Raw genomic sequence first — 12,912 nt, 5'->3', positions numbered from 1 at the left:
GAGAAAAATCGTCAGGCCGGAGCGAAAGCGGTGACTCGGCGAGCACCGGAGCGGAGCGTACATGAAGTACGTGAGCACCGGAGTGCAGCCAAACGCCGTTTGCAGCCCGGCCTCACGATTTTTCAGATGACGTTCAGCTCGCGGAACGCCCGCCCCTCGGCCACCCGCTCGTAACCGAAGGCGGAGCAGTCGATGCTGCGATAGCCGCCGTGCAGGACGAGCTCGGCCAGCGCCTTGCCGACCGCCGGCGCCTGCTGCAGGCCGTGGCCGGAAAAGCCGTTGGCGAACAGGAAGTTTTTCACCTCCGGGTGCGGGCCGATCACGGCGTTCTGGTCGAGCGTGTTGTAGTCGTAGTGACCGGCCCAGGCGCGCGTCATCTTGATCGCCTCGAAGGCGGGCACGCGGGTCGCCAGCACCGGCCAGATCTCGTTCTCGAACAGGCCCCACTCCGGCTCGAAATCGGCCGGGTCGGCGGCCTGCTCTCCATCCTCGACCTCGGCGCCGCCGGTAATGTAGACGGAGCCTTCCGGCCGCCACCACACGCCCGACGGATCGACGGTGAGCGGCATGTCGTCGAAGCGGTCGCGCGATTCGAAGACGAAGACCGTGCGCTTGCGCGGCTCCACCGGCAGCGCGATGCCGGCCAGCGCCGCCACCTTGCCGGCGTTCGGCCCGGCGGCGTTGACGATGGTGCCGGCTGCAAGCGTCTCGCCATTGTCCAGCGTGACGCCGGTGACGCGGTTGCCGTCCCGCGCGATACCGGTGACGGAAGCGGTGATCAGATCGACGTTCATCGTCCTCAGCGCCTTGCGGAACAGGGTGAGGTAGGCGTGTGCGTCGAACCAGCCTTCACCGCTCAAGCCGTAGGCGCCGGCGGCGATCTCCTCGCCCGACAGCCAGGAAAAGCGCCGCGTGAGGGCCGCCGCATCCTCCAGCACGATGTCGGCGCCTTCGGCGACCTGCGCGCGATGGTTGGCCTCAAGGATCGGCAGGCCTTCCGCGCCGGCGAGGATCAGGTAGCCGCCCTCGCGGAAACCGATGTCGGCATCGGCACCGAATTCCTCCTTCAGCCGCCTAAACAGGCCAAGCGTGAACTGCGACAGGCGGATGTTCTCGGGGATCGAGAATTGCTGGCGGATCGAGGCGGCCGACAGCGTGGTGGCCGAATGGGTGAACTGCGGGTCGCGCTCGACCAGCGCGATGGAGCCCGAAAAGCCGTCCTTGCGCAGGAAATAGGCCGTCGAGGCGCCGACGATCGCCCCGCCGATGATGACTATGTCGTAATTGGCCATGGCCGCCTGTCCGTTTGCGAAAAGATCGCCGCTTCAGGAACGGCGCGGCCCTCTCTTGCAAGAGCCAGGCTTCAAAGGCAAGAAGACCAGATGACCGAACAGACCCTCTGCCGGCCGCGCCGCTCGGCCCTCTATATCCCGGTTTCCAACGACAAGGCTTTGGCCAAGGCGGCAAGCCTCGACGCCGATGTCGTCATCTTCGACCTCGAGGACGCGGTGGCGCCCGCCGACAAGCCGGCCGCGCGCGCCAAGCTCGCCGCCATTTTCGCCGCACCTGCCGGTCGCGCCGAGCGGGTGATCCGCATCAACGCGCTGGCGAGCGAATGGGGCGCCGATGACCTTGCCGCCGCACTTGCCTGCCAGCCCGTCGCCATCCTGCTGCCAAAGGTCGACACCGCCCGTGACATTCTCGAAGCCGGCGACGCGCTGGACGACGCTGCCGCCCCTGACGAAGTGAAACTGTGGGCGATGATCGAGACGCCGAAGGCCTTGCTCAACATCGGCGCCATCGCCGAACTCGGCCGCGATCCGGCCTCGCGGCTTGCTTGTTTCGTTGCCGGAACGAACGATCTCGCCAAGGAAACCGGCGTTTCCGATCGCCGCTACCTGATGCCGTGGCTGATGCAGCTCGTGCTCGCCGCCAAGGCCGGCGGGCTCGACCTTCTGGACGGCGTCTACAACGATTTTCGCGACGCCGACGGTTTTGGCCGCGAATGCGCGGAAGGCGCCGCCATGGGCTTCGACGGCAAGACCGTCATCCACCCCTCGCAGATCGGCCCGGCCAACGCCACTTTCGCGCCGTCGGAACAGGCTTTGGCCGAGGCGCGCGCCATCCGCGAGGCCTTCGCGAAGCCGGAGAACGCCGATAAGGGCGTCATCGGGCTGGATGGAAAAATGGTCGAGCGCCTGCATCTGGCGCAGGCCGAAAAACTGCTGGCGAAGGCGGCCGCCATCGGCGCATGATCGCCCCCGACACGACCCAGCCCGACCCTGAACAGGATCAAGCCATGCGCCTCTATCGTTTCCTCACCGAAGTCGACGACGCCAAGTTCTGCCACAAGGTAACAGTGGCCCTGAACAAGGGCTGGCACCTCTACGGCTCGCCCACCTACGCCTACGACAAGAAGGAAAAAATCATGCGCTGCGGCCAGGCGGTGGTGAAGGATGTCGACGGAGAGGAATACAAGCCCGGCGAGACAAAACTGGGCGACTGGTAGGCTGCGGACCGGCCCCTGCCGGGCATGGAAGCCTTGCCCTTGTCCTCGGGACAGCCGGGGACCAACCGTGACGATCAATCTGTCGCGGCGATTGCGCGACACCGCGGCGGCAGCCTTCACCTCAAAGGGACCTGGCCGGCGCGGCCTGTAATCAGGCGGGAATGTAGGTCAACCTGATGACCTCCCCGCCGATTCGCTCACTGGCCACAAGGCGGAGCGGCGGCCGGGGACCGGCAAAGAAGGGCTTGCCGCGACCGAGCGCCACGGGGTGAAGGTAGAGGCGGTATTCGTCGATCAGACCCATGTCGGTCAGGCTTTGCGCCAACTCCGGTCCGGAAGCGGAAATCTCTCCCGTCAGCCTGGCCTTCAGCCCGCGTATCGCGACCTCGACGTCATCCGCGACAAGCGTGGCATTGGGACCGACCGACTTCAACGAGCGCGATACGACCCATTTCGGCTGGCGTCGCCACGCCGCCGCGAAGTCTCGTTGTTCCCGGGTCCAGTCAGGATGGTCGTCGTCCCAATAGCGCATGTCTTCGTACATATGGCGGCCGTAGATGCTGCCCGTCAGATCGTGAACGTGCTCGGTCCAGTGACGGAAGAGTACGGCATCGGGCGGCGGCAAGTCCTGATGATCGACATAGCCGTCGAGGGAGAGGTTCATTCCGAATACGATCTTCGCCATGCTGCAAGATCCCTCGTCATGTCGGATAACCTGCCGCATACAAGACGAAGGACAGCGAAGCGGCCCGACATATGGCCGGAAATTTTCCCTGGCAGGGTCGTTACCCGGTTCCTGTCGTAAAATTCCCGAAACCCACGACGCATTTCAGGCTCGACGAGCGGCGGGTTCTCAAATCTTCCGTCCCGGTCGAAACCTGCCCCAGTATGGCGGCGGTGAAGAATGCCGGAACCCTACTCCGCCGCTTCCTCGATCCGCTCCATGTCGTCGTCCGACAGGCCGAAATGGTGGCCGATCTCGTGTATCAGCACATGGGTGACGATGTCGCCCAGCGTCTCCTCGTTCTCGGCCCAGTAGTCGAGGATGGCGCGGCGGTAGAGCGTGATGCGGTTCGGCCCTTCGCCGGTGGCCGGGTTCCAGCGCTCGGCGATGCCGCGCCCCTCGAACAGGCCGAGCAGGTCGAACGGCGTCTCCAGCGACAGGTCGTCCATGATCTCGTCGGTCGGGAATTCCGTCACCTGGATGACGATCTCGCCGGTCAGCGTGCGGAATTCCTCCGGCAGGTGCGCATAGGCCTCCAGCGCCAAAAATTCCATTTCCTCCAGCGACGGCGACAGTTCGCCATGCCAGGTGCGGGTCTTGTAGATGCGGGCCATGCTTTATCCTTGCGCTCCGCGGCATATAGGCTTTTGCACCGCGCTCGGCAAATGAGCGCGGCAGGACGGGCCGGATGCTTCCCTTCGGCGAGGAATAAATTCTTTTCGGACTCCGCTTGACTCTCGTTCCGCTCTCTGGAATCCATAAGAACATAACAGGAACATATCGAACGGAACTGACCGCCATGGCAACGCCTGCCGTGGCGCGGGACACTGTTTTTGCCCTGCGCCGGGAAATCGCGAGGATCGAAGGAAGATTGGCGGAACGGCTCGCCCCTCCCGGCGACGATGCGGTGGTGGTGCGCGGCAGCGGCCGGGTGCTCGGCGCGGCCGACAGGCTGGCCACCGGCGTGCCGACGCTGGACGCAGCGCTCGGCGGCGGCCTGCCCAGAGCGGCGCTGACCGAGGTGCACGGCCGGCAGATGCGCGATGCCGGCGCCGGCGCCGGCTTCGTACTGGCGCTGGCCGCCCTGCTCATGAAGCAGGCAGGCGCGAGCCGCCCGCTTCTGTGGATCGGCACCGGCGACATGTTCGCCGAAGCGGGCCTTCCGCATCTGCACGGGATTGCCCGGCTTTTCGGCATCGCGGCGGGTTCGCTGCTCTTCGCCGAGGCGCAAAAGCCGGTGGACGCGCTGTGGATCGCCGAAGAGGCGGCCGCGCTGAAATCGCTGGCGGCGGTCGTCCTCGAGCTGCCCGGCAACCCGCAACGGCTCGACCTCGATGCGACGCGCCGCCTGCACCGCCGCGCCGCCCTCGCCGGCCGGCCGTTCTTCCTGCTGCGGCATTCGGCACAAGCCGGACCGACGGCGGCGCCGCTGCGGTTCGTCGTAGCACCCGCGCCGGCAGCGCCCCGCCACATTCTCGGCCGGCCCCTTGCCGGCTCGATCGGGCCGCCGGGCTTCACTGTCACGCTCGCCAAGAACCGGCTGGCGCCGCCGACGCGCCTCGTCCTGGAATGGAACCCCGATGCCCTCAGTTTCGAACACCGCCCGGCCCTCTTCGAAGACGGAATGCAGGATCCTGTCGCTCTGGTTTCCCTATCTCGCCACGGAGCGGATATGGCGGCAGCGGCTCGGCCACGCATGGCGTACGGCATGCTCCGCTTTCCCGCCGCTGGTCGTCAGCCATAACGACAGGAACGCGCAGCGCCTGGCCGCGCTCGACCGCCGCGCCGAGGGGCTCAACCTCAGGCGCAGCATGGGCCTGGCCGACGCACGCGCCATGCACCCCGGCATCGACGTCGTCGAGGCCGACCCGGAAGCCGATCGCCGCCTGCTGGAGGCGCTGGCCGACTGGTGTGACCGTTACACGCCGCTGGTGGCGCTCGACGGCGCCGACGGCCTGTTCCTCGATATTTCCGGCTGTTGTCACCTGTTCGGTGGCGAACAGGCGCTGCTTGAGGACATGCTGCGGCGCTTCCGCGAGCAGGGTTTTGACGCCCGCGCCGCGATCGCCGCCACCGCGGGAGCGGCATGGGCGGTTGCCCGCTTCCACGGCAGCGCCACGGTGCCCGGCGGCATGGAGGCCGAATGGCTGGCGCCGCTGCCGCCGGCGGCGCTCAGGCTGGAACCGGACACCTGCGCCGCGCTCGCCGGCGTCGGCCTGCGCACGGTGGGCGCCGTCAAGGCCGCGCCCCGCGCGCCGCTGGCGCGGCGCTTCGGCAAGACGCTCATCCTGCGGCTCGACCAGGCGCTCGGCCATATCGAGGAAGCGCTGTCGCCGCGACAGGCGGTGCCGGAGCTTTCGGCCGAGCGCCGGCTGGCGGAGCCGATCATGGCGATCGAGGATGTCGAACGCATCGTCCTTGTCCTGGCGCAATCCTTGCGGACAAGCCTGGAGCGGCGCGACGCCGGCGCGCTCGCCCTGCAACTCCTGCTGTTCCGGGTCGATGGCGCGGTCGCCCGCCTGCCGCTCGGCCTGTCCTCCCCGACACGCGCGCCGGACCGGATCGCCAGGCTTTTCCACGAACGGCTCGACGCGCTCGGCCAAAATCTCGACGCCGGCTTCGGATTCGATCTCGTCAGGCTTTCGGTCCTGACCGCCGGCACCCTGCCGCCGGGACAGGCCGACCTTGGCGAGCAGGCCGCCGACACCGGCGAGACCCTGTCCGAATTCGTCGACCGCGTCGGCGCGCGCCTCGGCCGCGCCGTTATGCGCCGGCCGGTCGCCGTGGCCAGCCATGTGCCGGAGCGCGCCGTCGCTTTCCTGCCCTTCGCGCCGGACATGCCGGCCGGCCCGGCCGAGGCCACGCCGACGCCGGAGCGGCCGCTGCGCCTGCTCAGGCAACCCGAGCCCGTCGATGTCATGGCCGAGGTACCGGACGGCCCGCCGCTGAATTTCCGCTGGCGCCGCGCCCGCTACCGCATCGTCAACGCCGAAGGGCCGGAGCGGATCGAACCCGAATGGTGGCGGGAGAGCCTGCCCGTCGTCGCAAGACAGGAAAACGAAGAGGAGCGGACTTACGAAGACCGCCGCAAGGCCGCCGCCGCCAAAAGGCTGGCGCAGCGCAGCCGGGATTATTTCACCGTCGAGGATGCCGAAGGGCGGCGCTACTGGCTCTACCGCCAGGGCCTCTACGGCCTGTCCGGACAAGCGCCGCGCTGGTTCCTGCATGGGCTGTTCGCATGAAGACGGAATCCTCCGACACGCCGCCCCGCACCATACCGACCGAGCCGCGCTACATCGAGTTCGGCGTGCAGTCGAACTTCTCCTTCCTGCGCGGCGCCTCGCGGCCGGAGGAACTGGTGGTGGCCGCCTGCCTGCTCGGCCATGCCGGCATGGGGCTGGCCGACCGCAACACGGTGGCCGGCGTGGTGCGCGCCTGGAGCGCGTCGAAACACATCCGCATCGAGGCCGGGGACGAAGATAAGGGCAAGAACGAGGGCGAATCGAAGAAACCCTTCGGACCGTTTCTTCTGCCCTACCATCCCGGCTGCCGCCTCGTCTTTTGCGACGGCACGCCCGACATCCTCGCCTATCCGCGCGACCGCGCCGGCTGGGGACACCTGTGCCGCATGCTGACCCAGGCCAACCTTCGCGACGAGACCGAAAAAGGCGCCACGCTTCTCAGGCGCGCCGACCTGCTGGAATGGGGGGATCGCCTCTCCCTCGCCGTCCTGCCCGATCTTGCCTGCAATGAGGAGGAGACGCTGGCCTTGCTGCGCGGCCTTCGCCATCGCTTCGGTGCGGCGCTGCGGCTGGCCGTTGCTCCCGCCTATGGCGGCGGCGACCGGTTCCGGCTGGAGCGGGCGGCGGCAATGGCGGCGGCGGCGGGGATGCCGCTGATGGCGGTCAACGACGTGCTCTGTCACGCGCGCGAACGCAGGCCCTTGCAGGACGTGCTGACGGCGATCCGCCTCAACGTTCCCGTCGCCGAGGCCGGACTGGAGCTTGCCGCCAACGCCGAGCGCCACCTGAAGTCCGGCGCCGAGATGGCGCGCCTCTTCCATAAATTCCCCGAGGCGATTGCCGAGACTGAGCGCTTTTCGGCGGAACTCGGCTTTTCGCTTGGCGAACTCAAGCACAACTATCCCGACGAACCGACCCGCGACGGCGCAACCCCCCAGCAGGAACTGGCGCGGCTCGCCCGCGAAGGCGCGGCGGAGCGCTATCCCCCCGGGGTCCCGCAAAAGGTTTCGCAACGCATCGAGGAGGAATTGGCGCTGATCGAGAAGATGAGCTACGCGCGTTACTTCCTCACCGTCCACGACATCGTCCGCTTCGCCCGCAGCAAGGGCATATTGTGCCAGGGCCGCGGCTCGGCGGCCAACTCTGTCGTCTGCTACTGCATCGGCATCACGCCGGTCGGCCCCGACCAGATCGACACACTGTTCGAGCGCTTCATCTCCGAGGAGCGCAACGAGCCCCCCGACATCGACGTCGATTTCGAGCATGAGCGCCGCGACGAGGTCATGGCCTATGTCTACGAAAAGTATCAGGAGAAGCACACCGCGCTGGCCGCCGCCGTAACCAGCTATCGCGGCCGTTCCGCACTGCGCGAGGTCGCCAAGGCGATGGGCCTGTCCGACGATGTGCGCGGCGCCCTGTCGGGCTCCATCTGGGGCTGGCATTCCTCGACGCTGGGGGCGCGGGAGGCCAAAGCCGGCGGGTTCGACCCGAAAGACGACCTTTCACGGCACGTCATCGACCGAGCCAACGAGATCATGGGTTTTCCCCGTCATCTCACCCAGCACGTCGGCGGCTTCGTCATCACCAAGGATCGGCTCGACGAGATCGTGCCCATCGTCAAGACGGCGATGGACGAGCGCAAGATGGTCGAATGGGACAAGGACGACCTCGACGCGGTCGGCCTGCTCAAGGTCGACGTTCTGGCGCTCGGCATGCTGTCGTGCATCCGCCGCGCCTTCGATCTTCTCACCAGCCATTACCGACCCGTCCGCGAAGACGACGGCCGTCCCATCGTCGATATCGCCACGATGCCCAAGGAGGACGGCCGCGTCTATGACATGATCTGCCGCGCCGACACGCTTGGCGTCTTCCAGATCGAGTCGCGGGCGCAGATGTCGATGCTGCCGCGCCTGAAACCGAAGGAGTTCTATGACCTCGTCATCGAGGTGGCGATCGTGCGGCCCGGCCCCATACAGGGTGACATGGTGCACCCCTACCTGCGTAGACGTACAGAGAAAGAAGACGTCGAATATTACAAACCGGAACTTAAGCAGATTCTTAGTAAAACCTACGGCGTGCCTCTGTTTCAAGAACAGGCAATGAAAATCGCTATGGTGGCAGGTGGCTTTGAAGCGTGGGAAGCAGATAAACTGCGCCGTGCGATGGCGACATTCCGGCGTACAGGCGAGGTTGGGAAATATCGCGACCGGCTAATTACAGGAATGAAAAAAAACGGCTATCCGGAGGAATTCGCCAAACGGTGTTTTCGTCAAATAGAAGGTTTCGGCGAATACGGTTTCCCCGAAAGCCACGCCGCCTCCTTCGCCATCCTCGTCTACGCCTCCTGCTGGTTCAAGGCCTTCTATCCCGACGTCTTCTGCGCGGCGATCCTCAATTCGCAGCCGATGGGTTTCTACCAGCCGGCGCAGCTGATCCGCGACGCCCGCGACCATGGCGTCGAGATCCGGCCGGTCGACATCAACCATTCGGACTGGGACTGCACGCTGGAGCCGGCCGCCTTCGATCCCGGCCGCATCGTGCCGCGTCATGGCGAAATGCGAACCGTCATCCGCACACGCCATGCCGTGCGGCTCGGCCTGCGGCAGATCAAGGGCCTTGCCGAGGCCAGGGCAAAAACCTTCGTCGAACGGCGCGGCACCGGCTACAGGTCGATCCGCGACGTCTGGCTGCGCTCCGGTCTCGATGCCGACGAGATCGAAAGGCTGGCCGAGGCCGACGCCTTCCGCTCGTTCGGCCTCGATCGCCGCGGCGCTGTGTGGGCGGTGCGGGCGCTGGCGAAGGGCGCCGGCAAGCTGCCGCTGTTCGACCGCAGCGAGATCCGCCTCGCTGACAGGGAACCGGCGACGACGCTACCCGCCATGCCGGCGGGAGAGCATGTCATCCACGACTACCGTTCGCTCGGCCTGTCGCTGAAGGCGCATCCCGTCGGCTTCCTGCGCACCCGGCTCGACCGCCTCGGCGTCACCCCCAGTGAGCGCCTGTCCACGGTGCCGGACGGCAGGCGCGTCTCGGTCGCCGGCCTTGTCCTGGTGCGGCAGCGACCGGGCAAGGGCAACGCCATCTTTCTCACGCTGGAGGACGAAAAGGCGATCGCCAACGTCATCATCTGGCCGCGCATATTCGACCGCTACAGGGCCGTCGTCATGGGCGCGCGCTTCATCCGCGTCAGCGGAAAACTGCAATCGGAGCAAGACGTCATCCACATCGTCGCCGACCGCATCGACGACCTGACGCCCTGGCTGACCGTGCTGCTCGAAGAAGCCGCGCCCCAAGAAGCCCCGCCTCGGCAGGATGCACGCCCGAGAACCAGCCCCGGCACAAACCAAACAGATCCCACGAACGAGCCCGCCGCATGGCGAAACGACAGTGACGGACTGGCCCGGCGCGCCCGCGAGGTGATGCCGAAAGGCCGCAATTTCCAGTGAAGGGCGCGCACTCGATCGAAACCAAAAAGCCGCGCCGGGCAGAGCCGCGGCTTTTGCAGCGTCTCCGAGGCCTTCAGCTTTCGTCGTCGGAAAGCGCGCGCGCCTCCGAGGACAGCATGATCGGGATCCCGTCGCGAACCGGATAAGCGAGCCGGGCCGCCTTCGAAACCAGTTCGCCGCGTTCGGCGTTCCAGACCAGCGGCCCCTTGGTCAGCGGGCAGGCCAGCAGTTCCAGCAACCGCATGTCGACGTCCCTGCCGCTGTCGCGTCCCGCCGTCATCCGCCCGTTCCTCTCCTTGCCGATCCGTCCTCGGCATCACCGCTTACGGAAAACGGTCACGCCTTCCCCAACTGCATCATTGCAGGCTCGAACCGAAATCGTCGGCTTCGCGCGCCAGCGTCATCTCCGTTATGGCGATCAGCGTTTCGGCGCGCGCCTTGAGATCGGGCGCCTCCAGCAGCGCCTGCTTTTCAGCCGGCCCGTAAGGCGCCATCATCGACAGCGCATTGACCAGCATGGCGTCGTCGGCGCGGCTGACGCTTTCCCAGTCAGCATCCAGCTCGTTGGCCTTCAGATAGGCCCGGAACGCCTTGAGCAGGGCCGGGCGGTCGATCCCGGCATCGGCCTGTTCCGGCAGGTCGGCAAGAAAGGGCGCGATGCGGCATTGCCGGAACGCCGTCCGGACGGCGACCTCGTCGAGCACGCGGAAGCGGCAGACCCCTTGCAGGGCAATCAGGTAGCGGCCATCACCGGTTTCGGTGAAGGAGGCGATGCGGCCGAGGCAACCGACCGCGCACAGCTCCGGCTCGCCGTCCGCGCGCGCCGAACCGTCCAGCGCCGGCTGGATGATGCCGATCAGCCGCGTGCCGGCGATGGCCTCGTCGATCATCTGCAGGTAGCGCGGCTCGAAGATGTTGAGCGGCAGCCGGGCGCCCGGCAACAGCAGAACGCCGGCGAGCGGAAACACCGCCACCTGCGTCGGCACATCCGCTTTGGTCCGGTAATGCGCGTTTCCGGCCTGCATTGTGCTCCCAATCCTTGTCGGGACGAACCGCGCGGCCGGTCGCTCGCCTGCGGTCGATCCTCAACGATTGCCCGAAGCCGGCGGCAGGGCCGGCCTCAGGAAAACAGCAGCGACGACAGCTTGCGCCGCGCGGCCAGTGTCGCCTCGTCGGTCATGCCCCATGCCTCGAAGAACTGCAGAAGCTGGTTCCGCGCGCCATCGTCCTTCCAGCCGCGGTCCGCCTTGACGATGGCCAGAAGATTGTCCGCCGCCTTGTCGCGTTCGCCGAGCGTGTTCTGGATCATGGACAGGTCGAAACGGGCCTGATGGTCCTTCGGGTCGTTCGCCAGCCTTTCCTCCAGCTCGGCGGGATTGCCCAGCGAGGCGGCCTGCTCGGCCAGCGCCATCCGCGCCCGTACGGCGGCCAGCGCCGGCGCGTCCCTTTTGGCTTCCGGCACGGCGGCAAGGGCTGCCTTGGCGCCTTCCGTGTCGCCCGCCTCCAGCGACAGTTCCGCCAAGCCGGCGATGGCCTCGATCGTCTCCGGCGCCTGCTCCAGCACGGCCTCGTAGATGGCGGCGGCCGTCTGCGCGTCACCGGCGCCGCGCGCTTCGGTGGCGGCTGCCAGCGCCTCGGCGATCTGCGCGGCGCCGTTGCCGGCACCGCCGAGCTTGCGGATGAACTCCTGCACCTGGCTTTCCGGCACGGCGCCCATGAAGCCGTCGACCGGTTGGCCGTCGCGGAAGGCGATGACCGCCGGGATCGACTGGATGCCGAGCTGGCCGGCGATCGACGGATGCTCGTCGATGTTCATCTTGACCAGCTTGACCGCGCCGCCCGCGGCCTTCACCGCCTTTTCGAGCACCGGCGTCAGCTGCTTGCAAGGCCCGCACCAAGGCGCCCAGAAGTCGACCAGCACCGGCTGGCGCCGCGATTCCTGGATGACGTCGGCGGCGAAGCCGGCCGTCGAGGTATCCTTGACGAGATCGCCGGCCGCAGGCGCGGCCGCGCCGTTGCCGACGGTGACCTGCGGCGAACCCATGGAATACTGGTTGCCTGTCGCGAACGGATTGTTTTCTGTCATCTGCCGCCCTTCCGCGCCGCCCTGCCGGCAGCGCCTGTCCTGTCCTTTTGCCGCGCATCCAATGTGGCGATCATGCCGAGACTTTCAAGATGAGAGGCCGATGTCCGGTCGCCTCGACGAAGCGCAGCAGATCGGCCCGGGAAATCGACGTGGTAGCCTCGTTGGTGAGGGGATGGGCGTTGATCGTCTCGTTTTCCATCAGCGCCTCGTCGAGCACGACGCGGACACGGCCCTCGGTATCGTTGATCAGCCCGAAAACCGTCACCGCGCCGGGAACGACGCCGAGCAGTTCCATCAAAAGCTCCGGCTTGCCGAACGACACGCGCCCGGAAGCGCCGATCAGCGTATGGATCTGCTTCAGGTCGACCGTCGCGTTCTCCTCCACCGTGACGAGGAAGACGTTGTCCTTCTTGTCCTTGAGGAAAAGGTTCTTGGTGTGGCCGCCGGCGATCTCGCCGCGCAGCGCCTGCGAATCGGCGACGGTGAACAGCGGCGGATGCCGCCGGGTCGTGGTTTCGATGCCGAGTCCCGACAGGAATGCGGACAATTCGGCTTCGGTCTTGGGCATCGCGGCGCTCCGGCGTTCGGCTTGCCGCAGCTTTTGCGGCAAGCCGGCGCCAAAGACAAGGCCGCTCCTGCCGGAAGGCGGGCGCTCGGCCATCTTCCGCTTCGCTCAAGACCCTGCGGGGAGCCGGTCACAGGCCGGGGTTCTCAGGCGATGTCTCAACGCGAAAAAACAGTCGATTTCCCTGTTGCAATCGTCCGGCGCTTCGGCCATATAAGCGCGGCTTGCGGCCTCGGGCCGCGCGAGCGGGTGTAGCTCAGGGGTAGAGCACAACCTTGCCAAGGTTGGGGTCGAGCGTTCGAATCGCTTCACCCGCTCCAAAAGTTTTTACTTTTGAATA

Annotated in this window: 12 protein-coding genes and 1 tRNA gene; 6 read left to right on the top strand and 7 right to left on the bottom strand. The window is 66.8% G+C overall.

Features of this window, described 5'->3' with window-relative positions; genetic code table 11:
• Positions 1 to 122: 122 nt before the first annotated feature.
• Positions 123 to 1,292, bottom strand: a complete 1,170-nt coding sequence (locus E6C48_RS12315) for an NAD(P)/FAD-dependent oxidoreductase (protein WP_136357579.1) — start codon at positions 1,290 to 1,292, stop codon at positions 123 to 125.
• A gap of 90 nt (positions 1,293 to 1,382) precedes the next feature.
• Between E6C48_RS12315 and E6C48_RS12310 the strand changes: the two genes are divergently transcribed.
• Positions 1,383 to 2,255, top strand: a complete 873-nt coding sequence (locus E6C48_RS12310) for an HpcH/HpaI aldolase/citrate lyase family protein (RefSeq protein WP_136357577.1) — start codon at positions 1,383 to 1,385, stop codon at positions 2,253 to 2,255.
• A 44-nt stretch (positions 2,256 to 2,299) separates the two neighbouring features.
• The gene (locus E6C48_RS12305) at positions 2,300 to 2,509 is read left to right on the top strand and encodes a DUF1737 domain-containing protein (RefSeq protein WP_136357575.1); all 210 of its coding nucleotides are present in this window, start codon (positions 2,300 to 2,302) and stop codon (positions 2,507 to 2,509) included.
• Positions 2,510 to 2,660: 151 nt separating this feature from the next.
• On the opposite strand, the gene E6C48_RS12300 is transcribed toward E6C48_RS12305, so the two are convergent.
• Both E6C48_RS12300 and E6C48_RS12295 read right to left on the bottom strand, forming a co-directional pair.
• Complete coding sequence (locus E6C48_RS12300) at positions 2,661 to 3,194, bottom strand: dihydrofolate reductase family protein (protein ID WP_136357573.1); 534 nt, start codon at positions 3,192 to 3,194, stop codon at positions 2,661 to 2,663.
• Between the two features lie 230 nt (positions 3,195 to 3,424).
• Entirely contained in the window at positions 3,425 to 3,847 is a 423-nt protein-coding gene (locus tag E6C48_RS12295; protein ID WP_136357571.1) for a metallopeptidase family protein, read from the bottom strand.
• Positions 3,848 to 4,032: 185 nt separating this feature from the next.
• Between E6C48_RS12295 and E6C48_RS22815 the strand changes: the two genes are divergently transcribed.
• From E6C48_RS22815 to E6C48_RS12285, 3 genes are read left to right on the top strand one after another with little or no spacing between them, the layout of a single operon-like run.
• Positions 4,033 to 4,977, top strand: a complete 945-nt coding sequence (locus E6C48_RS22815; protein WP_230978737.1) for an ImuA family protein — start codon at positions 4,033 to 4,035, stop codon at positions 4,975 to 4,977.
• A complete protein-coding gene (locus E6C48_RS12290; RefSeq protein ID WP_230978748.1) occupies positions 4,865 to 6,475 on the top strand; it encodes a Y-family DNA polymerase in 1,611 nt (536 codons plus the stop codon). The genes E6C48_RS22815 and E6C48_RS12290 overlap by 113 nt, the downstream gene beginning before the upstream one ends.
• Positions 6,472 to 9,921, top strand: a complete 3,450-nt coding sequence (locus E6C48_RS12285; protein ID WP_136357567.1) for an error-prone DNA polymerase — start codon at positions 6,472 to 6,474, stop codon at positions 9,919 to 9,921. The genes E6C48_RS12290 and E6C48_RS12285 overlap by 4 nt, the downstream gene beginning before the upstream one ends.
• A 73-nt stretch (positions 9,922 to 9,994) precedes the next feature.
• On the opposite strand, the gene E6C48_RS12280 is transcribed toward E6C48_RS12285, so the two are convergent.
• The 4 genes from E6C48_RS12280 to E6C48_RS12265 all read right to left on the bottom strand — a co-directional run bounded on the left by E6C48_RS12280 (position 9,995) and on the right by E6C48_RS12265 (position 12,575).
• Positions 9,995 to 10,201, bottom strand: coding sequence for a Trm112 family protein (locus E6C48_RS12280; RefSeq protein WP_136357565.1), 207 nt, complete (start codon positions 10,199 to 10,201; stop codon positions 9,995 to 9,997).
• A 76-nt stretch (positions 10,202 to 10,277) separates the two neighbouring features.
• The gene (locus E6C48_RS12275; RefSeq protein WP_136357563.1) at positions 10,278 to 10,946 is read right to left on the bottom strand and encodes an LON peptidase substrate-binding domain-containing protein; all 669 of its coding nucleotides are present in this window, start codon (positions 10,944 to 10,946) and stop codon (positions 10,278 to 10,280) included.
• A 95-nt stretch (positions 10,947 to 11,041) separates the two neighbouring features.
• A complete protein-coding gene (trxA, locus tag E6C48_RS12270) occupies positions 11,042 to 12,007 on the bottom strand; it encodes a thioredoxin (protein WP_136357561.1) in 966 nt (321 codons plus the stop codon).
• A gap of 70 nt (positions 12,008 to 12,077) precedes the next feature.
• Complete coding sequence (locus E6C48_RS12265; protein WP_136357559.1) at positions 12,078 to 12,575, bottom strand: prolyl-tRNA synthetase associated domain-containing protein; 498 nt, start codon at positions 12,573 to 12,575, stop codon at positions 12,078 to 12,080.
• A 242-nt stretch (positions 12,576 to 12,817) separates the two neighbouring features.
• On the opposite strand from E6C48_RS12265, the gene E6C48_RS12260 reads away from it, so the two are divergent.
• Positions 12,818 to 12,892: transfer RNA gene (locus E6C48_RS12260), tRNA-Gly, on the top strand.
• Positions 12,893 to 12,912 lie beyond the last annotated feature (20 nt).

Origin of the sequence: Ollibium composti (assembly GCF_004801285.1) — a bacterium.
GTDB classification, from domain to species: Bacteria; Pseudomonadota; Alphaproteobacteria; order Rhizobiales; family Rhizobiaceae; genus Mesorhizobium; species Mesorhizobium composti.
This window is presented reverse-complemented; position numbering and strand designations above follow the sequence as displayed.